The organism is Mesorhizobium sp. WSM4817 (assembly GCF_055811135.1).
The window spans coordinates 491,309-511,525 of the sequence record NZ_JBVVQQ010000001.1 but is presented as its reverse complement, the minus strand read 5'-3'; the positions used below and the strand labels follow the sequence as shown (position 1 = coordinate 511,525).

Here is a 20,217-nt window from a genome sequence, read left to right as displayed (position 1 = left end):
GCACGGCTGGCGGCGTTGGCACGGTGCGTCTGGCGCAGCGCGACCGGTCCGGTGTCGATGACCGAAGGCGCGCCCCTTCCGTTCAGCGCGCGCCAAGCTGGCCGGCGCCGCATAGACGAGCTGCGAAAGGGTGCACGCCGCGATACGACGACGGGCTGCAAACCAGCGAAAAACCGCGCCCCCAGTGTTACGTACACAGTTCGCCGAGCAGCGTTTTCAGGCACTTAGGAGTGGCGCTTGGTAGCGGATTGGTAGCAAAGCGCCAAAATCAGCCGAAAACTGCCCCCAGACACGAAAAAGGGGCGCTCCGGGCGCCCCTTCGTCTTCTCCGTCGTAGATCGTTAGCCCGCCTTGGCAGCGCGTCTTCTTTCCCAGAGAAGCGCCTCGGCACGAGCCCTAATTCCGGGCTGAAGTCCGTAGTTGGCGTGGCCCTCGAGAAGCTTCGCAAGCACGTCGATGTCGTCACTTCCTTCTCTAACTGCCTTCCGCAGGTTCGAGCTGGCAACCCAAAAAGCCTTTGCCTCGGAGTTCTTGAATTCAAACGTAGCCATTTGCTTGTCCCTCTGCCGCGTTTCAGGCGGCGTTCTCAGCGTCCAGCGTCCGAGGGTGAAACGACCGACAAGCTCGGCCCTGCGCGCCTTTAGCTCGCGCCTGGACATTCGCGCGCAGCCCTCGGACTAATGGACTATCTTGTGGAGATAGCTTGTTAAAGCGGCGTTTCAGGCCGTGAGGAAACACTACCGTATTCGCTCAGTAAGTCAACTGTCTAGTTGGAGTATTGTTGGTCAATTTTGTCAAACGACGTCGCACGTCATTCTTTACTATACGTAACTCATCGCGAGAATACATTGAATGATCCTTTATGTTCTGGCAATATCACACAGTCTGTAATGGCTGGTTTCACTCGTGGCGAAGTCGACCCCCTACCTAAAACGCGCCGATAACGGGATCTGGTACGTGCATTGGACTGAAAATCGCGTCGGCAAACGTGTGACCACACATGAGTACGATGTCGACCGGGCTAGAAAAGTGTTGGGCGCGTTCCTCTTGGAGGGCGGGCCGGTAGCAGTTCCTAGTCTATCGAAGATTTGGACGATCTACTGCGAGAAGCACGTCGCCGTTAGATTGGTTTCGCCGGAGTCCGCGTACCTCGCCTGGAAACAGTTGAAGCCGTATTTCGGCTCGCTGCCTGCGTCCGATCTGAACCAAGATGCTATCGATGGATACGTCGCCAAGCGGACCAGCGGCCGGCTAGGCCGGAAGGTGAAACCGCCGACCGTCTTGCGTGAGCTGGTTTACATATTGGCCGCCCTGCGGTTTTGCGCCGATCGGGGATTCGTGCCGCCGAAGTACGTGCGGAAATTGGAACTGCCCGAACACGGACAGCCGCGCCAGCGCTGGCTGCGAGACGACGAAATTGAAAGGCTCAAAGCGGCCGCCAGGGCGCAGCGAAAACAGCAGGGCGGGCGCACTTCGCGCCGGCTCTCCCGCGTTGAGCGCTTTATCGCGCTCGCCCTGGAAACAGCCGCCAGACAACAGGCATTGCTTGATCTTACCTGGGATCGGGTCGATTTCGAAATTGGCGTTATTGAGCTTGACGTGCCGGGTCGGCGCAAGACCAAGAAGCGGCGAGCCACGGTCCCGATCTCCGACGCCTTGCTACCGGTACTTAAGAGGGCTTATGCGGAGCGTATCAGCGAGTTTGTGCTCGACAATCAAGGCGACGTGTGGGCCGCGCTTCAACACGTCGCGATAGCAGCCGGACTGGCGGATGAAAGCAAAAAAGCGAAAGGCCATCAGAAACCGCAGGCCACTGGGATATCAGCGAACGTTTTTCGGCACACGGCGGCGACCATCATGGCGCGGCGGGGTGCACCTGTATTCAAAATCGCAAAAATACTCGGCAATTCGCCGTTGATGACTGAACGCGTGTATGCCAAGCACCAGCCGGAGGACCTGCGGGAAGTGGTGAACCTGATATCAAGAAAACCCAAATGAGGCTGCGAATGGTCTTAATCGCCGCCGGCGCCCTGGTCTTGTACATCGGCATGGGCGATCGCTTCTATCTGGTCCGGGATGACCAGAACGCAGCGCTGCCCCAAACAAGCAGAATGCCTGCCGATTCGGGCCTAACCGGTCGTGAACTCGAATGCGAGCTACGCGCTTCGGAAGTTCGACGGCTGCTGTTTTTCAAGCATGCTCGATGCGAGGCCGTGCCGATGTGGCGCCATTTGTGGAACTTGGCTTCGCAGCGCTGGGCGTGACGTCAGTCGAAAACGCCGTCGGCATCGTCTCCGGATCGCCGCCCCGCGAGATCCCGCAAAACGCCGCCGTCACCGTCGTCGCCGCGATCCGTCTCACCTTCGTGCCGATCCGCGAGTTCTCGCTTCAGCTTGTCGAGAGCTTTTGCCAAGTCGTCGGGGCTCATCTCGGCAGGCGTCTTACCGCCTGCTTTGGTGGCCTTGTCGGTGAGCAGCAACCCATTCGCCCGCAACAGCGCTGTGCCGGCAGTCGCTCGAGCCGGCGGGGGCGCCTTTGTGTCTTCAGCCACCGCGATCAAGCTATCCACAGCAGCGATGAGCCCGCGTGTGCGCAGGCGGAGGCTGACACGCTCGAAAACCTGTTCTGGTGTTTCTTCCCGTGGTTTGGTCAAGCGAAAACTCCTTTTCCGTCTCGGATCGCGGCTGCGATCTCTGCTTCTCGTTCGACTTTCAAAAACAGTTCGCGCGCCTCTTGCGCGTCCTTCCGCTCGCGACGCGTTCGGGCTCTAGCCGCGGCTGAGCCTGGCTGATGCGATTTCTGCCAGGCTTGATAAGCGGCGAGTTCAGCCGGCGTCATTCTGGCGATGCGCTTGGCGCGTTTTGCCGCTGCTCGTTGGAGATCGGAGAGCTTTCGGTTCAATTTCTTCATCGCGACGGGAGATCCAGGATCCGGCCACCGGGGCGTTCGCCATGAATCCCCTTTCTGACTGAGACCCCCATGGCGCCAGCACCGGCTGTTTTCCATCGCGAGATTTTGGCAGGGCTCATAGTCCCGTTTACGCGCTGCCCCACACTTGGGTTGCAGATGTCGGGTGCGGTTCCACTTCTTAATCGCAGCCGTTGCGACGGCGATCTGTGCCGAGCTGCCGCGCCATCCACCGGGTACCTTGTGCAAGCCGGCGCGTCTCACGACCGTTTCCGCGATAGGTATTGATGGGGTATCGTGTTTTGACGTCGGCGCACCACGCCACCACCGGACCTCTTGTCCGGTCCAAGCTGGTCCAACCGCCTTTCGACGCCTGGACCGCTTAACCCATTGAAATATATGGGCTGGTCCAAGTGGTCCAGGTGGTCCGGGTCAAAAAGGCAAATTCGTTTCACACACGACATGCGTGCATGTGTCTCGTGTATGTCGATACGACGGTATTTCCGTTCTATATCAATTTCATTTTTTACTTGGACCACTTGGACCACCTGGACCAAGCCTTGAAACGTAAGGGCTTCGCGGTCCACGTTTGGTCCAAGTGGTCCGGGCAAAACGCTGTTCTGCATCAGTTCAACTCCCAATCGAGACGCGTTCCGAGTAATTCGCTGAAGGCGTCACGGCAGACGGACAGTTCGGGCAGGTTGAAAACACGGACGCGCGCCTCTCCCTTCCGTGGCCGGCTTTCGCCGATCCCTGGGCAAAGACGACGGATTGAACGGCCGAACTCCGCTTCGTGCATTGGCCGCGCAATCTTCGCTGTGGGTCTTTCGTAGTCTGCGTAGAGATCGGACTTGCTAATCTCTTCCGGCCAGCCCTCCGAATATTGGAAAGTCCCTCTTTGAAGTTTGTCCACCCACCAGCGCTCCAACGGCTCGAGGCTGGCAAGCTTCTGGTCAAGCAGTGCTTCGGTGGCTGGAATGCGCCGGAGATCAACAGAACCCAAATCGAACGACTGCAGGAAGTGCAGAAGCGCTCCTAAGCCGCCGCCGCCGGCCATCTCGGCGGCGATGGCGCCGAAGTAGTTCGTATCTTGCTTCCTGTGGTCGGCAACATCGAGCACGGCAAAGCGTCGTTCATCGACGCCGGCAGGCACGGCCCACTTGGAATTCGTGGTGATCAGCACCCGGACATTATTTCGAACCTGAATGGTGTCGATGCCTTTGCGCTCGATTCTCATGTGATCGCTCGTGATGAGATCCTTCAACGCGCCACCGGCCGCGACCCTGTCGCCAGCCCAGAAAGCTTCTTCCGCCTGGACGAGAATGGCTCTTTCCAGATGCGAGTTGAAACGGCCGGTCAGGTGGTCAGGCTGCGAAACGATCACATGGTGCGCTGGGAAGAGGGCGCCGACGTACTTGCCTACGATCGACTTGCCAGTGCCCTGGCCGCCGCGGAGCACCAATGCCACGCCAGGTTTCTCGCCCGGCCGCTGCACCATCTGAGCGAAAAACGAAACGACCCATGCGTACAGATCAGAATCGCCGCCGCAGACGTTGTCGCGCACATGATCGAGGAAGAGCCGGCAGGAGCCCGAGGCTTCGGGCTTGACGGCAAATCCTCGCCACAGATTGAAGCTGTGCGGCGGCCCGCCCTCGGGTGCGAACACGACCTGTTCGTATTGGCGGCGTTGCCGGCTTTGTAACCAAACCTCAAAGACAGTCGTCGGTTTCTTATTTTGGATGATGGTGTCGTTGGCGTACCAGTCGCGGATATTCGCGACCGTCCCGAAAGACACTTCGCCGTCGTCGGCTTCCGTGATGATTAGAGCCTTTCCTCCCTGTCGGACCACAGCATGGCGTTCGTTCAACCGGCGAACGGCAATGGTAGCCGGATCAGTCGGCGCCTCGCTTTCGATAGGTCGATCGATATCTGCGGGGTCCTGAAACCAATGCGCTGGGCTACGCACGAGCCGGTAGTGGATGCCTCCATGAGCGTGCGAATATATCCGAGCGTCGCTGCTGCTCTCCGCATAAAGGATGGCCAAGTTTCGTCCATTGCCATAATTCGGCTCGAACGGGTCCGGCCCGGTCAGGCCGTGATAGCGTGCCGGGTTGTCCAGAATTTCGGCGACGGTGGCGGAGCTGCCGTTATCGAAATCAAGGGCGAAGTCTTCGGGCAAGACATGCTGTTCGACTGCAAGGCCAACCGCCTTCGCTGCCCGGTCGGCAGGTACGCCTTTGGCTACAAGCGCTGCCTGGCGGTCGGCTCGCCAGCGCGCACGAACGGGCGCCGCCTGCGGCTCCAGATCGGCCCGAATCTTAGTCTCTACGGCGTCCAGCTCGTCCCGTTGCGCTCGGGTAAGTTTTGGCAGTAGCCCGGTGTCGAGCAAGCCGCCGTGCGGGTTGACAATCTTCGGAGCACGGACCGCAGGATCATGCTGCAGATCTGGCGAATCCAGTGCAGCACTAGATTCGAACCAGAAGCGCGAGTAATCCTGGCTAGCGGACTTGTCGACAAGTGTCTTCACGAGCACGCTGCCGGCATCAGTGATCACACCAAAGCCCAAACCGGCCAACACTAAATGATCGCGCAACCGACTCGCAAAGCCGTCCTCGCCCTCAACATCTGAGCCCGATCGCGCGAAATAGTAGCGATGCTGCCCCGAGTAGTCTTCCGTCTTGCTCTTGGTCCTTTTGTTGAAGATTCCTGCGGAGACAGAAGCCCGGTGAACATATGTGGCCGAACCCAAGGGCGGGAAAACGCTCCGCAAAGCACGAGACAAGTCGCCGTGGGCGGCCACACGTTGACGCAAATCTTTCGGCCAGATTTTAATGTCCAGGTCTAGGCCGATGAGCGCTGGCCCCGTCGGTGCGGGAAAGTTCGCTTTGGTTTTCGCGATCGAGTGCTCGTTTTGTCCGACCTCCCGCATAGGCACAACGGTCCAGGAATCCTTCCCTGGGGGCGGCGGGGCCAGCACCAGCGCTTGATTGACGGTAAGCGCGGTCAGAACCGACGCAAATTCTGCCGCCATAGACCCGCTATCGCCGCTCACGGTCCTCCGATCGGCAGTCGCACGGCGCGGCACACCGGGGGCGTTCTTCTGAACTGGCAGACCCGAAGCGTCCGGGCCAAATAATTTGGTCAGGCGCTCGCCACTGGTCACAACCGTAAAGGAGACGCATTCCGCAGGCGGATGCTCTGCGGGCACGACGTCGGGAAAAAGTTCTGGAGCTGCGCCGGGCCGGGGTCTGGCCAACAGATCGCCGATGGTAAGAGCTTGCGCTACAGGCGCTTTCACCGTATGGTTCATTTTGTTTCCGATACGACTTTTCAAGCCAGTTTGCCGTTCCTGCGGCAGCTGGCTTTCGTTTCTATTCGTGTCAGTCGATTCGGTCGTCGGCAGGATAGTTCTAAGGCGCTGGTGCGCGATCTGGCGGGATATATCCCTCTATCATCCCAATTCGCACCGCTTCTCTGCGTGACCGTGGGTCGCGCGATAGAGCGGCAACCTTGTCGATCATCCGGCGGGCGTTCGGATCGATCTCACGAAGGACACCCATTGCTATCTTCATGTTCGCGACTGTCGGCTCTCGATGCTCCGGCGGCAGCCACACTTGACACTGGAACCCGAACTTTTGCCTACCACTCGGCCCGAACACCGGTAGCGTCTCCATAACGAAGACCGAATACCCAGGATCGTATTGCTCGCCGGGCACCATCTCTTCGACGGTGATGGGGCGGATTTGAGCGATGATCGGCGCGCTCATGCCGGTCGCAGACTTCGCAGCGCGGCGACGTTCGGCCCGTGACGTCGACGCCGCCGTCAACTTTCCCACCCTGCGCGAGCACGCTCCTGGCGCTTCGCACGTGCCGCAGCTCCCCTGTCGGATGGCGTCCAGCTGTCCGCGGTGTCGATGAGCTTGACGATGCTGCCGACTGCAACGAGAGTTCGGCCGCCGAGCCTATTGAAGGACAGTTTGCCTTCGGCCTCGAGGCGATACAGCGACGAGGGCGATAAACCGAGCAATTCGGCAGCAGCGACAAGCGGAAGGAACGGCCGCTGGCGCCATGGGATTTCGGGCTTTGGGGTTTTGGTGCGATCAGCGCGCGGAGGCGCTGCTGCAGCTTGGACTGCCATCTGACTTGCCTTTCAACGAAGCGCTGCGCGCTCATTTTTCGGAAGGGTGCGTCGCGCCACTCCGGGCCAGCCAGTTCATCAGATTCACAAAAAACCAATGCAACGCAATCGTAAGCTAAACTAATCGTGCGCTTTGTCAACCAATTCGACTAATTAAACTGGTCTTGGTTAGAAATGTTGGTAGCCTATCTGTGATTTTTACAAAACGTATGTCGTTTTATTCTGTATGTCGAAATCATAACGCAAAGGCCGCCCGCCGCGATATTTCCTCCGTCGCGTCTACGATGTAAGCGGAATAATGCCGCTCGATCATTTCGCTACTGGTGTCATGAAGCGCGGCAACCAGTCGGACGGGCAACCCCGCCTTGAGGCCGCGAACGATCGACGAATGGCGGAAGGCATACATGATAGTGTCGCCCGGAACGCCCGCCTTCGCGACGGTTGCCACCCAAGCTTTATCAATCTCATAAGCCGGTCCCCAGGCGCGCCGATGGTCCTTCTCCCATTTTATGGGCCCGACGCTGCGGTACGCCCAACGCTCTAGAAGTGGCTCGTCGGCACCCCGATCGGCCACCACCGGCTGCAGCTTGTCGATCACTTCGGCAGCAACGGGAACCGACACCGACGGCCTGGCCTTCGCAGATCGGCCTTTCGAAGATCCTGGCATCATTAGGCGAAGCTGCTCGACTTGCACGTCGCCGACCCGAAGCAGCCGGATTTGAGAATGGCGCGCGCCCGTCGCCGCGGCGACCAGGACCAGACGGCCGAAGTCCGCGTCGACGTCGAACGCAGCAGTCACGATCGTCCTGATTTGTGAGTCGGTAAGCAGTTGCTTGCGGGCGTCGCCGGTGACGCTCAGCGCGCGCGTTCCCACTTTGATCTCGATGGGAAGATGGGCCGGCAACTCGCGCCGGTGGCGTTCGGCTGCCGCGTTGAGAGCTGCACGCAGATCGTTGAGCAACCTGTTGACGGTCGAGGGTGTGATCGGCTCAGGGCCGCCTTCGGTCGCCGCTTCAGTCTGGCCGCGGATCGACAGCCTGGCTCGCCAATCCTCGATCGTGCTCGCCCGAAGCTTCGAAAGCCGCGTCCCGGCGAATTCATCATCGGCGAGAACATGGCGGGTCAAGCGGCCTTCTGCATTTCCGCCCTCGCGCGCCGATCGTTTTTTGCGTTCGGCCACATAAGCAGCCACGGCCGAGCGAACAGTCGGGCCACCGGTGCCAATCTCGACTGACCGATTGGCTTCATACTGGCGTCGGCTCCATTCGAGTGCGGCAGTGACGGCCGCCCGATATGTCAGGGCGCCGTGCGCTGCGCCGTCATCATCTGCTTCCCCCATTCGCTCTTCAGTCCGGCTGCCTTCGGCCACAATCTTGCCGATCCAAACGCCAGGGCCACGAGCTGGCTTCCGGTAGCCCAGGCTCACCCCGCCGCGGCCACCGCTGACGCCTATCCAATAAGGGTTCTTACGCGCGGCCAACCGGCCCCGCTTCGACGGGCTGTCAATTTCGGAAGATCGCTTTCCCACAGAACGTCCCACATAGATTTCGAGGATGACTGTGATAAGCATAACGGCCAAGCGCCGGAACACAAGGGTTTCAGGATGTCACTGTTATCCGCAATCCCGCACTGCATCGCCCTCCGAAGGCAGAGGTCACAGGTTCGAATCCTGTCGGGTGCGCCAATAACATCAATTACTTATGACCAAACTGCCTTGTCGGGCCTAGCGCTTGGGTAAGCTGGGGTAAGCAAACAACGGTGAAAATTTTCTCGGTTCATTTGCGCTACAGGCGGCGCCTGTAGACTTTTGTCACGCTAGATGTCTAAATCGTCGATGACACGAGCATATTCAAGCCCGGACTGCGATAGCTGCCAAATCCTCAGCTTGTCTGTTGTCCGCCGCTGCATAGGGGTCAATCCAAACTGCTCTGCAAGCGGAGTATAGACGTCAGCAGGACGAATGGGGCCGCGCTTGGCCAGGAACAGCAGTAGTGCAGCTTCAATTGCATCGTAGGGCGGGAGTTCGGGTCCCTGTCGTTCCACGGTGTGTTCCTTTCGCCTACGGGGCGTTCTGTCAGTTTCGTTATTTTGCGGAGCTTGCGAACCATCGTACTCAGCGGTTTTTTTCTATCAGATCCTTGGGGCTGTTCAAAATATCGGTCGCAGCGATCAAGTTGGCACCTCGGCGTAAATCGGTAATATGGTAGACGGGATTCGGTGTCCGAGCCGGGCCCGCGGGGAGGCAGCCACAGATCAAAACGTGACCGTCCCTTCCGTCGCGAGCCGTTGGCTCGGGATTAACGCTCGGATATTGCATGCCCGGCGCCCAAACAAAGTGTAATACCTCTCGATGCTCTCAACAGGACCTGCCACATACCGCTTGTCGTTCTCGATTGGATCGTTGTTCCTCGACGAATCCATCCTGCTGGCACGATCGTATCAGGACCGGTTCGACTGGTCGCAGGCTGCCGAGCAGGCGCTGCAGTCCCTCTCCTTCCGGACACAAAGTTCGGCCCGGCGCACTATCCGCGAGATCGTTGCCCGGCTCCGGTCGTTGCATATGGATGAGTTGGAGTTCTTCACACGCAGCAGCAGACATGAACAGGGTCATCTCCTATGGCTGGCGATCTGCCGCACCTACGATTTTATCGCTGATTTCGCATCGGAAGTTCTCCAGGAGCGATATGCCAGGTTCCAGGAGGAGCTTGCATACGACCACTTCGATTCCTTCTTCGACGCTAAGGCGGAATGGCACCCCGAACTGGCGGAACTGAAACCTTCCACCCGCGCGAAGCTTCGTCAGGTTCTGTTCCGGATGCTGCGTGAGGCTGATCTCGTCTCGCCGCCCGGGCAGATCATGAGGACCCTGCTCTCCCCTGCCCTGCAGGACTTGATCGTCGCACACGATCCCACGGAGTTGCGTTTCTTTCCCGGCGCATCCGGGTCGCCCGCATGAAGTCGCGTGAACTGGCATCGCCGAAACGGCGGTTCGAACACCTCGTGAAGGTGATTTCGAGCGAGCGCTTTCTCAAAAGACAGGGATTGGGGAACGAAGTTCCTTTCTTCATATGCCCGTATGCCCCTGAAGAGGCCGCTTCCATGGAGCAACAGCGCGGCCAGCTGATCAACCAGCTTGCCAACCGCGGTGTTGTCATCCTGGAGGTCAGCCTCTACGACCTGGCCATCGACTTGCTGAAACAACGGGGAATTTGGGAGCAGGTTCTCGAGCTGGAATCTTCGGCGACGAAGGCAGAACTGAAGGAATTGCTCCAGGGAGTCCTGGATCCGGAAGCCCATCTCGTGCCGGAGATCGGCCGGAGGATCGAATCCGAGGATCATTCTGTCCTCTTCCTGTCGGGCGTGGGCGAGGTCTTTCCCTACATCAGGTCCCACAACGTTCTGAACAACCTCCAGAGCACGGCCAAGGAAAAGCCCACGGTCATGTTCTTTCCCGGTCGATACACACAGAGCCTGGAAACCGGGGCGTCCCTTGACCTCTTCGGGCTGCTGCACGACGACAAGTACTACCGGGCCTTCAATATCTTTCACTACGAGGTGTGACGGGGATGGCGATCAATTTGAAGGAAATCTTCGAGAAGCCTGTCGACCGCGCGATTGAGGGGGTCATCAAGGCCGATGACGAGGCGAGCCTCCGCCAGGAGCTGGAGGAGTACGTTATCACCAACGAGGTCGAGAAGCGCCTGGAGCATTTTCTCGACGCCTATAACAACTATGAAACGGCGAATGGCGTCTGGATCTCCGGCTTCTTCGGTTCGGGCAAGTCGCACTTGCTGAAGATGCTCGCCCTGATCCTTGAGAACAGGGTGGTCGACGGGACTCCCGCGCTCGACATCTTCCTGCAGAAATCAACCGAAAATGAAATTCTCAGCGCCGATCTGAAGCGCGCAGTCTCGATTCCTTCGAAGAGCATTCTCTTCAATATCGACCAGAAGGCGGACGTCATCACCAAGACCCAGGTCGATGCCCTGCTGGCGGTGTTCCAGAAGGTCTTCGACGAGATGTGCGGCTATTATGGGAAACAGGGCCATGTCGCCCAGTTTGAGCGCGATCTCGATAGCCGAGATCAATACGCTGGCTTCAAGGCCGCATACCAGCGCATCGCCGGGAAGACGTGGGAGCGCGGCCGGGAACAGGCTCTGCTAGAGGGCCCGAGCATCACGAAAGCTTACTCGGAGGCAAGTGGCGCCGACGCATCGGCGGCCGAGGGAATCCTTGGAAAATACCGTGCCGACTACAAGGTTTCGATCGAGGACTTCGCAAGCCAGGTGAAGGAGTACATTGACCGGCAGGGACCGCAGTTCCGGTTGAATTTCTTCGTCGACGAAGTCGGCCAGTACATTGCTGACAACGTCAAGCTGATGACCAACCTCCAGACGATCGCCGAAAGCCTGAACACCAAGTGCCGTGGCCGGGCTTGGATCGTTATCACCGCGCAGCAGGAAATTCGCGCCGTGATCGGCGAGCTGACCCAGCGCCAGGAAAACGACTTCTCGAAGATCCAGGCGCGTTTCGCCAACCGGATGTCCCTGACCAGCGCCAATGCCGACGAAGTCATCCAGAAGCGGCTCCTGAAAAAGACCGAGGATGGAGTGACCGCACTGTCGGACCTCTTCCATGAGCAGTCAGGCAACTTCAAAACCCTGTTCGACTTCTCCGACGGCTCGATCCATTTCCGGAACTTTGCCGACCGCGATCAATTTATCCAGAGCTATCCCTTCATTCCCTACCAGTACGCGCTGTTCCAGATGTCCATCCAGGCCTTGTCGGAGCACAACGCCTTCGAGGGAAGGCACAGCTCCGTTGGCGAAAGGTCGATGTTAGGGGTCTTCCAGGACGTCGCGGTCCATATTGCCGATCTCGAACTCGGCGGCATTGCCCCGTTCGACATGATGTTCGAAGGCATTCGGTCGGCGCTGAAGTCAGGGGTGCAGCAATCAATCCAGATCGCCGAGCGAAACCTGGACAATCCGTTCGCTGTGCGCGTCCTGAAGGCCCTGTTCCTCGTCAAATATGTCCGACCCTTCAAGCCGACGCTCCGCAATGTCTGCATTCTACTCCTGCGGCAGTTCGACGAGGATCTGACCCGATTGAGGAAGCAGGTAGAGGAAGCCGTCAACGTCCTCGAGCAGCAGACCTACATCCAGCGGAACGGCGAGCTCTTCGAGTTCCTGACGGATGAGGAGAAAGACATCGAGCAGGAGATCAAGGCAGTTCAGGTGGACCTGACCGAGGTCGCCCAGGAATTCGAGCAGCTGGTGTTTGACGGGATCGTCAAATCGCGAAAGCTCCGCCATGAGGCGACCGGACACGATTACGCATATGCAAGGCGACTCGATGACCGACTGACCGGTCGCGACCACGAGCTTTCCATCAACCTCTACACGCCCTTCCACGAGCAGGTTGGGAAGCCCGACGCGATAAAGATGCAGAGCATGTCGCGCGACGAGCTTGCGGTCGTGCTGAAGCCCGATGAGCGGCTGATGACCGACATCATGATGTACAAGCGCACGGAAAAGTATGTGCGCCAACACCGGGCGACGGCACTGCAGCCCAGCGTCGAGCGGATCATCGGCGACAAGGGCGCCCAGAATGCCCAGCGACACCGCGACCTGACCAGCCGCCTGAAGGCGTTGCTGTCGGAAGCCCGGCTCTTCGTCCGGGGCGATGAAATCGATATACGCGCCGAGGATGCCCAGCTCCGGGTAATGAAAGCTTTCCAGGTTCTCGTTGACAAGGTGCACGTCAATCTCGGCATGCTCCGAGGCGTGCAGTACTCGGAGAACGACCTCAGCAGGTTCCTGAAGCAGGCGGAAGACGGACTGTTCGGGAACGATGCCGCAGGACTGAGCGAAGCCGAGCAGGAAATCCAGAACTTCATCCAAGCCAACAGCCGCACCGGCGTCCGGACCACGGTCAAGGCCGTTACGGAACGGTTCGAGCGCAAGCCCTATGGCTGGCCCTACGCCGCTGTCCTCTGCAACCTCGCCAGCCTCTTCGCGCGCGGAAAGATCGAGGCTCGCGCCGACGGAAACCTGCTCGAAGGGCCAACGCTCGAGCGAACGCTGAAAAACACGCAGGCCCACGGCAACATCGTGCTGGAACCGCAGGTAGAATTCTCGCAGGCCCAGCTGCGCCAGTTGAAGGAATTCTACTCGGAGTTTTTCGACACGCAGCCGTCCGGGACCGACGCGCGCGTCATCGGCAAGGAGGCTGCCGAGGCTTTCCAGCGGACTCTACAGGAAATCCAAGGCTATCTGTCACAGAAGGATCAATACCCGTTCCTAATAGCCCTGGAGCCTATCCTGGAAGCGCTGAAGCCGACAGTCGGGAAACCTTACGGCTGGTACGTGACCGACCTCCCAACACAGGTCGGTTCCTTGCTCGACATGAAGGAGGACGTTCTCGATCCCGTCCGGAAGTTCATGAAAGGCGCCCAGCACGGCATTTACGACGATGCTAGGCGATTCCTTCGCGAGCAGGAGGCGAACCTCGCCTATGCAGGCGGCGTCGAGGCTCGGGCCATACAGGGAGTGCTTGATGACCCTGCCTGCTTTCGGAACAGCAACATCCAGCAGCTTAAGGCTGGCCTCGATCGCACCCGCGGCATCGTCGAATGTCACCTGGCGCAGGAGCGGACGGCTGCCGTCCAGGAAATCGAGGAACTCGTCTCGAAACTGAGAGAGCTTCCGCAACTGGCCGCCCTTCCCGAAGACGAGCGCCAAGAGATCCTTTCGGAGGCCGAGACCGGCTTGACGCCTCTGCGCACGGCCACGCTTATCGCCGTCGTGCGGGAGCGGGCCGGCGACTTCCGGACGAGGCTGTACCCAGAGCTTCTCGCACGGGTAACCGCTCCCTCCAGGCGGACGGCGGCGGGTGCGGCGAACGATGACGATCGTGGCGCAGCCCAAGGATTCGAGAACGGTCCCGGCGTGAAAATCGAGGCCCCTGTGACATTCATCGCACACACGTCGCTCTCCGTCCCGTTCGACAAGGCATTCCTCGAAACCGAGGCCGACGTCGATTCCTTCCTCGAATCCATGCGCAAGTCGCTGCTCGCCGAAATCCGGAGCGGCAAAAGGATTACTGTCTGATGGACGCCACTACGCCTCAAAAGCTCGACACGTCCGGCCTGAAGAAGTTCGCTCAGGCAGCGCGCCGGACGCTCATGCAGCAGGTTGCGACCAAGCTCGATCACGTGCTCGCCGACGGCAGTGCCGCGCGTCGCGAGATTCCGAAAGCCGTGAAGGAACTCGAAGGGCAAGTCGCCGCACATGGGAAGGAGCAGGTGATCGAGCGGGTTGCCTACACGTGGTTCAACCGCTTCTCTGCCCTGCGTTTCATGGACGTGAACGGCTACACGCGCATCGGCGTGCTGTCTCCCGGCCAAGGGCAGACGAGACCGGAAATCCTTGCCGAAGCTGCAGCCGGCCACATCGACGGGGACCTGCCAGAAGAAATCCGGCGGGAGGTTGCCGCTCTGCTGGACGGGCGCAGGCCGAGCCGCGATCCGCAGAGTGAAGCCTATCGCCTCCTCCTCGTCGCCCACTGCAACCAGTGGCATCAGACGATGCCGTTCCTGTTCGAGAAGATCGCGGACTACACCGAGCTGCTGATGCCGGAGGACCTACTCTCCTCCGACAACATCCTCGCCCGCATGCGCGACATAATGACGGCGGAGGCATGTCGCGACGTCGAAATCATCGGCTGGCTCTACCAGTTCTACATTTCGGAGAAGAAGGACCAGGTCTTCGCCGGCCTGAAAAAGAACCAGAAGATCACGCCTGAAAGCATTCCTGCCGCCACACAGCTGTTCACGCCGCACTGGATCGTGCGCTACCTGGTCGAGAACTCGCTGGGCCGGCTCTGGATGCTCAACCGTCCCGGTTCGAAGCTTGCCGCGCAGATGGACTACTACATCGCGTCGGAGGAACCCGAGGATTTCCTGCACGTCGCCTCGCCCGAGGAGATCAGGGTCTGCGATCCGGCCTGCGGCTCGGGTCACATGCTGACCTACGCGTTCGACCTGCTCTACGCGATCTACGAGGAGGAAGGATTCGACCCCGCGGAAATCCCCGAGAAGATCCTAACGCACAATCTCTACGGCATCGAAATCGATGAGCGGGCAGGCGCGCTGGCGGCCTTTGCGCTGGTAATGAAGGCGACGGGGCAGCGGAAACGATTCCTTCGGCGGCCCGCGCAGCCGAATATCTGCGTACTGGAGAATGTTTCTTTCGAGGACGGGGAACTGGCGGAATACACCGCGGCCGTAGGGCGTGACCTGTTTACCGCCGACCTACGCGACACCCTCGTTCGATTTGCAGAAGCCAAGACCTTCGGGTCGCTCATCATGCCGAAGCTGAAGGATGTGGCCGAGGTGGCCCGGATGGTCGCGGGCAAACGGTTCGAAGGCAACCTGTTCCTCCGCGACGTGCATTCCAGAGTGCAGACCGTGTTGCGGATGGCCGACTATCTCAGCCTGAATTATCAGATCGTGGTGGCCAACCCACCGTACATGGGTGACAAGTATTACTCTCGTCTTCTGAAAGATGGCGTTAAGGGCAACTATCCAACCTCCCGGTACAATCTTTATAGTATGTTCTTAGATCGCGCGATTAGGATGATAGGGCCAGGCGGGTATGTTGGGATGATTACCCTGCATTCATGGATGTCAGGGTCGAAGTATCAGCAGCTTCGAGAGCGGTTGTTAGTTTCATCTCCAATTGTGACAATGGCCCATCTAGGTTCAGGCGCATTTGAATCGATCGGCGGCCAAGTAGTATCGGCAACCGCATTTGTCATGTGCAATGGAAGCGCTGCCGATAGATACGGGATTTACCTGGACCTGACGAAGGCGCCTGGCGAGCAGGCCAAGGCCATCTTAGCACGTGAAGCCGCCAATGTTGCTGATGCCCCGTGCCGCTACCTTGCTTCGGGAGCCACGTTTGAGAAGGTGCCCGGCTCCCCAATCGTCTATTGGATCACGCCTAGTGAATTAGATTCATTCAATTCGCTCGATTCTCTCGGCGCATACGCTGACTTTCGGCAGGGCATGGCCACAACAGACAACGAGACATTCCTGAGGCGCTGGACTGAACTGTCTTTCGACGAATTGGTGATAGGGGCACCGTCCGCTACCGCCGAGGTGGCAAAAGGGAAACATTGGTTTCCATACAACAAAGGCGGCGGTGATAGGCGGTGGTATGGCCACAACGACTTCGTCGTGAGGTACGAACATAATGGTCGAGTTCTTATCGATCTCGTTCGCTCAAAATATCCTCGAATATCCGACCCTGAATTTGTCATCAAAAATCGTGCATATTACTTCAAGCCAAGCGTCTTACTCGTCGCTATCAGATGGGCAATTTGCAGCAAGGCTTTGCGATCAGGGGTTTATATTCGACACCAAGGGATCGTGTGTGTTCCCAAGAGAGGATTCGTTCGCACGCAATGGGATCGCATCGCTATTGAATAGTTGTGTCTCTTCTACTTTTCTACGGTTGCTGGCGCCAACTCTTGACTTCAGTTTATTTGCTTTGCAAGGAATACCCGTACCCGCTTCGATGCCATCCAACGTTGAAGATGTATCGAGCCAGTGCTCCTCCATTGCGAAAATAGACTGGGACTCATTTGAAACTTCATGGGACTTCCTGACGCACCCTCTGCTCGCTCCGAATAATCGGGCCGAGACACTTGAAGGCACCTATGCTCGCCTCCGCGCCTATTGGCGGGGCATGGTCGAGGCAATGAATCGCCTTGAAGAAGAGAACAACCGCGTCTTCATCGACGCCTACCGCCTGCAGGACGAACTGACACCTGAGGTTCAGGTGGAAGGAATCACTCTCGCCTGCAACCCCGCCTATCGGTATGGCGGCAATAAGTCCGAGCCCGAGCTCGAGAACGCTTTGCGCACCGACACCATGCGCGAGTTCCTGTCTTACGCCGTTGGATGCATGTTCGGCCGCTACAGCCTCGATGCCCCCGGTCTGATTCTCGCGAACCAGGGCGAAGGATTGGAGGACTATCTGAAGCGCGTTCCGCAGCGGACTTTCTCGCCGGACAAGGACAATGTGATCCCCATCCTCGACGACGACTGGTTCGCTGACGACATCACTGACCGGTTCCGGCAGCTCCTGCGCACGGCATTCGGCGAGGAACGTCTTGCCGAGAACCTAGCCTTCATCGAGGCCGCGCTGGGCAACGACATACGCCGCTTCTTCCTCCGCGACTTCTACGACGACCATGTCCGGCGCTACAGGAAGCGTCCGATCTACTGGCTGTTCTCCAGCCCAAAGGGCACATTCAACGCCCTGATTTACATGCATCGCTACCGCTCCGACACGGTCAGCACGGTGCTGGAGTACCTGCGCGAGTTCCGCCGCAAGCTGGACGCGCACCGAAGCCAGTTGGAGGCCGTCAGCATCAGCTCGGCATCCACACAGGCCGAGAAGGTCAAGGCGCTGAAAGAGATCGAAAGCACCAGCCGCGACATCGATGAACTGGACGGATACGAGCGTAACGTTCTTTTCCCGCTCGCCACGCGCCGGCTCGAAATCGACCTCGATGATGGGGTCAAGGTGAACTACGCCAGGTTCGGCAGCGCCCTGAAGCCCATCAAGGGCCTTGGCGATTCGGAAGACTGATGATGCAGGACCGCATTACGCTTGGTCTAAAGGCCCAGTTTGAAAAGCACCGCATCGTCTTCTGGTATGACGCGGAGCTCAGCTTCCGCGACGCGTTTCAAGTCGTCTCGATTCCTGACGTGGAGAAGGTGGAAATCGCCAACAACGAGTTCGGCCTAAAGCACCGAATCCTTCGCGAGGCGCCGAAACAGAAATTTCTGCTCTACAAGGAAGGACCGGAGCCAGAACGGCTCGAGAACTGGCTGATGGACCTGCAGCTTGCCAACGGCGAGTTTCGCATGGACCAGGTGTCAAACTGGCTGTCCGAGTTGGGTCTCGGCATCTCCTTCTCGGATCTCGTCCGCAAGCATGGCGAATTCTTCCGCGCGGCAAAGCGCATCGAGCAGCTAAAGCGACTGCTCAGGCCCGACGACACGGCAAGCGCCCTCCGCCTGAAGATGCTGGCCGTCTGCGCCAACGCTGACCCGACCTTCGACGCGGTGGCCGAAAACCTGCTGGCCGAGCACGCGGAGAAGAAGGACGACAGGCTACGGCTGATATCCCGTTTCGCTTTGGACGAATTCTTGTGGGAGCAGATGGGCCGGCATTATGGCTATCGCGCCAAGGATCCGTCGGTCCCGGATTTCGCAATCGAGCTGTTCAAGTCCTGCTATGCCTTCGGGGTAGGGTCGGATGCGCGCCTCTCCTCCGAGGCGCTGGTCTTCTTCCGGCGATGGAAGAACAACCGCAATGCGGCCGAGTCCTTTGAAACACTGTCTGCAGAATATGAGGACGCTCTCGCCATTCCGGCTGACCTCGCCAGGCGCGACTTCCGGACACTGGTGGAACTCGACTACTTCCGGGAAATCGACCGGGAAATCATCCGGAACCTGGTTCGCGAGGTAGGCGCCCAAACGGTGCCTCATGCCGACGTGGTCAGTTGGATACGCCAGCGGCGACAGAGCCACTGGTATCAGGAATTCGCCGACCTCTATCAGGCACTAGGACATGCAGCGGATTTCCTGCAGTCCGTCGCCCAGGCGACGTTGAACATGGAGTCCTTGTCAGACGGGGCTCGGCGCTACGCCCATTCCTGGTTCCGCATCGACCAGCTCTATCGCCAATTCGTCTTTCACATGCAGCGCTCCGCGCATCCATCCTTGATGGGCGACCTGTTCGAACGGATCGAGAACCTCTACGTCAACACTTACCTGCTCAAGCTCAACGACCGCTGGCAGGAACACATAGACGCCGCTGAACGATGGGAAGCGCCGCCCATCATGCGCCAGCGAGAATTCTACGCGGCGCAGGTCGCCCCTTATAGACGCAAGGACCTGAAGCTCTGCGTCGTGGTTTCAGACGCCATGCGATACGAGGTCGGGGAAGAGCTGCTCGGCCGCATCCGCAGCCTCGACCGCTACGACGCCGAGATCGAGCCGGCGCTGGCGTCACTTCCGAGTTACACGCAGCTCGGGATGGCGTCACTGCTGCCCAACAAGGAAATCCGGATCGCCAGCGATGACACAGGCATTGTCTTGGTCGACGGAACCAGTTCCCAAGGACTCGTAAACCGTCGCAAGATCCTCGAGGGCGGCCGGGCGGGCGACCGGGTTGCCGCCTTGAAGGCCGAAGAAGTGATGCCCATGAAGGGTGACGAGGCCCGGACCCTGCTGCGCGATCACGATGTGGTCTACATCTATCACAACCGCATAGATGCGGCCGGCGACAAGATGGTCTCGGAGGAACGGGTCTTCGAGGCTGTCGAAGACTCCCTCGACGAGTTGGTCAAGCTCGTGAAGAAGCTGACGGCGGCGAATGCCAGCAATCTCGTGCTGACTGCCGATCACGGTTTTATCTACCAGCATCGCCCGATTGAGGAGAGCGACTTCTCGGGAGCTGAGGTCGCGGGCGATCCCGTCCTGTTCAAGGATCGCCGCTTCGTGCTGGGCAAAGGTCTCGTAGCGCAATCCGGCCTCCGGAAGTTCGAGCCTGCCGCCCTCGGTCTTGAGGGTGACCTCGAGGTGCTGATCCCGAAATCCATCAACCGGCTACGTCTCAAAGGATCCGGCAGCCGTTATGTGCATGGCGGCGCCTCCTTGCAGGAGGTGATCATCCCCGTTCTGAAGATCAACAAGAAGCGGCAGAGCGACCTGTCAGCGGTCGAGGTTGAGATCGTCGCCAGCTCGAACAAGACGATCACCTCCGCCCAGATTTCCGTGCTTTTCTATCAGTCGACCCCCGTCACCGAGAAGGCACAGCCGCGGCGGCTGCGGGCGGGCATCTACAGCGGTGCCGGCGAGCTGATTTCCGACAGCCACGATCTCCTGTTTGACTTCCCTTCCGAGAATCCCAGAGAGAGGGAAATGCCAGTTCGATTCCTGCTGTCGAAGAAGGCCGACGATTTCAACGGGCAGGAAGTCGTGCTGCGGCTCGAGGAGCAGCACGCTGGAACGTCCCACTTCAAGGAGTACCGGAGCATGCGCTATCTTTTGCGCCGGAGCTTCACGAGTGATTTCGACTTTTGAGGAGTGG

The 20,217-nt window shown here is 59.1% G+C and carries 14 protein-coding genes; 8 read left to right on the top strand and 6 right to left on the bottom strand.

What is annotated here, in order from left to right; all coding sequences use genetic code 11:
• Window positions 1–341 precede the first annotated feature (341 nt).
• Window positions 342–551, bottom strand: a complete 210-nt coding sequence (locus AC0L2K_RS02400) for a hypothetical protein (protein WP_473530504.1) — start codon at window positions 549–551, stop codon at window positions 342–344.
• Window positions 552–906: 355 nt separating this feature from the next.
• Between AC0L2K_RS02400 and AC0L2K_RS02395 the strand changes: the two genes are divergently transcribed.
• Both AC0L2K_RS02395 and AC0L2K_RS02390 read left to right on the top strand, forming a co-directional pair.
• Window positions 907–1,998, top strand: coding sequence for a tyrosine-type recombinase/integrase (locus tag AC0L2K_RS02395; protein ID WP_473530503.1), 1,092 nt, complete (start codon window positions 907–909; stop codon window positions 1,996–1,998).
• An 8-nt stretch (window positions 1,999–2,006) separates the two neighbouring features.
• Entirely contained in the window at window positions 2,007–2,264 is a 258-nt protein-coding gene (locus AC0L2K_RS02390) for a hypothetical protein (RefSeq protein ID WP_473530502.1), read from the top strand.
• 2 nt (window positions 2,265–2,266) lie between these two features.
• Here the strand turns inward: AC0L2K_RS02390 and AC0L2K_RS02385 are convergent, their stop codons facing one another.
• The 5 genes from AC0L2K_RS02385 to AC0L2K_RS02365 all read right to left on the bottom strand — a co-directional run bounded on the left by AC0L2K_RS02385 (window position 2,267) and on the right by AC0L2K_RS02365 (window position 9,088).
• Complete coding sequence (locus AC0L2K_RS02385; RefSeq protein ID WP_473530501.1) at window positions 2,267–2,653, bottom strand: hypothetical protein; 387 nt, start codon at window positions 2,651–2,653, stop codon at window positions 2,267–2,269.
• Between the two features lie 879 nt (window positions 2,654–3,532).
• Entirely contained in the window at window positions 3,533–6,217 is a 2,685-nt protein-coding gene (locus tag AC0L2K_RS02380; protein WP_473530500.1) for a DUF5906 domain-containing protein, read from the bottom strand.
• Window positions 6,218–6,317: 100 nt separating this feature from the next.
• Complete coding sequence (locus tag AC0L2K_RS02375; protein WP_473530499.1) at window positions 6,318–6,674, bottom strand: hypothetical protein; 357 nt, start codon at window positions 6,672–6,674, stop codon at window positions 6,318–6,320.
• A gap of 606 nt (window positions 6,675–7,280) precedes the next feature.
• Complete coding sequence (locus AC0L2K_RS02370) at window positions 7,281–8,615, bottom strand: integrase (RefSeq protein ID WP_473530498.1); 1,335 nt, start codon at window positions 8,613–8,615, stop codon at window positions 7,281–7,283.
• A 245-nt stretch (window positions 8,616–8,860) separates the two neighbouring features.
• Window positions 8,861–9,088, bottom strand: coding sequence for a hypothetical protein (locus tag AC0L2K_RS02365; RefSeq protein ID WP_473530497.1), 228 nt, complete (start codon window positions 9,086–9,088; stop codon window positions 8,861–8,863).
• Between the two features lie 307 nt (window positions 9,089–9,395).
• Between AC0L2K_RS02365 and AC0L2K_RS02360 the strand changes: the two genes are divergently transcribed.
• The 6 genes from AC0L2K_RS02360 (at window position 9,396) to pglZ (ending at window position 20,210) form a co-directional block, all read left to right on the top strand.
• Window positions 9,396–10,001, top strand: coding sequence for a DUF1819 family protein (locus tag AC0L2K_RS02360; protein WP_473530496.1), 606 nt, complete (start codon window positions 9,396–9,398; stop codon window positions 9,999–10,001).
• Window positions 9,998–10,606 carry a DUF1788 domain-containing protein gene (locus tag AC0L2K_RS02355; protein ID WP_473530495.1) on the top strand — a complete coding sequence of 203 codons (609 nt, stop codon included), beginning with the start codon at window positions 9,998–10,000 and terminating at the stop codon, window positions 10,604–10,606. The genes AC0L2K_RS02360 and AC0L2K_RS02355 overlap by 4 nt, the downstream gene beginning before the upstream one ends.
• Window positions 10,607–10,611: 5 nt before the next feature.
• On the top strand, window positions 10,612–14,157 hold the full coding sequence (gene brxC / locus AC0L2K_RS02350; RefSeq protein ID WP_473530494.1) for a BREX system P-loop protein BrxC: 3,546 nt from the start codon (window positions 10,612–10,614) through the stop codon (window positions 14,155–14,157).
• Window positions 14,157–16,538: a BREX-1 system adenine-specific DNA-methyltransferase PglX gene (pglX, locus tag AC0L2K_RS02345; RefSeq protein ID WP_473530493.1), complete on the top strand. Its 2,382-nt coding sequence runs from the start codon at window positions 14,157–14,159 to the stop codon at window positions 16,536–16,538. The genes brxC and pglX overlap by 1 nt, the downstream gene beginning before the upstream one ends.
• A 271-nt stretch (window positions 16,539–16,809) precedes the next feature.
• Window positions 16,810–17,706 (top strand): hypothetical protein, encoded by an 897-nt coding sequence (locus AC0L2K_RS02340; RefSeq protein WP_473530492.1) that lies wholly within the window; start codon window positions 16,810–16,812, stop codon window positions 17,704–17,706.
• Window positions 17,706–20,210, top strand: coding sequence for a BREX-1 system phosphatase PglZ type A (gene pglZ / locus AC0L2K_RS02335; protein WP_473530491.1), 2,505 nt, complete (start codon window positions 17,706–17,708; stop codon window positions 20,208–20,210). The genes AC0L2K_RS02340 and pglZ overlap by 1 nt, the downstream gene beginning before the upstream one ends.
• Window positions 20,211–20,217: the final 7 nt, after the last annotated feature.

What these genes read in the sequence shown, in the direction of transcription:
- AC0L2K_RS02355 (WP_473530495.1), top strand. Translation starts at nt 9,998, where the DNA reads ATGAAGTCGCGTGAACTGGCATCGCCGAAACGGCGGTTCGAACACCTC.
- AC0L2K_RS02380 (WP_473530500.1), bottom strand. Translation starts at nt 6,217, where the DNA reads ATGAACCATACGGTGAAAGCGCCTGTAGCGCAAGCTCTTACCATCGGC.
- AC0L2K_RS02400 (WP_473530504.1), bottom strand. Translation starts at nt 551, where the DNA reads ATGGCTACGTTTGAATTCAAGAACTCCGAGGCAAAGGCTTTTTGGGTT.
- AC0L2K_RS02375 (WP_473530499.1), bottom strand. Translation starts at nt 6,674, where the DNA reads ATGAGCGCGCCGATCATCGCTCAAATCCGCCCCATCACCGTCGAAGAG.
- AC0L2K_RS02360 (WP_473530496.1), top strand. Translation starts at nt 9,396, where the DNA reads ATGCTCTCAACAGGACCTGCCACATACCGCTTGTCGTTCTCGATTGGA.
- pglZ (WP_473530491.1), top strand. Translation starts at nt 17,706, where the DNA reads ATGATGCAGGACCGCATTACGCTTGGTCTAAAGGCCCAGTTTGAAAAG.
- AC0L2K_RS02340 (WP_473530492.1), top strand. Translation starts at nt 16,810, where the DNA reads ATGAATCGCCTTGAAGAAGAGAACAACCGCGTCTTCATCGACGCCTAC.
- AC0L2K_RS02390 (WP_473530502.1), top strand. Translation starts at nt 2,007, where the DNA reads ATGGTCTTAATCGCCGCCGGCGCCCTGGTCTTGTACATCGGCATGGGC.
- AC0L2K_RS02370 (WP_473530498.1), bottom strand. Translation starts at nt 8,615, where the DNA reads ATGCTTATCACAGTCATCCTCGAAATCTATGTGGGACGTTCTGTGGGA.
- brxC (WP_473530494.1), top strand. Translation starts at nt 10,612, where the DNA reads ATGGCGATCAATTTGAAGGAAATCTTCGAGAAGCCTGTCGACCGCGCG.
- pglX (WP_473530493.1), top strand. Translation starts at nt 14,157, where the DNA reads ATGGACGCCACTACGCCTCAAAAGCTCGACACGTCCGGCCTGAAGAAG.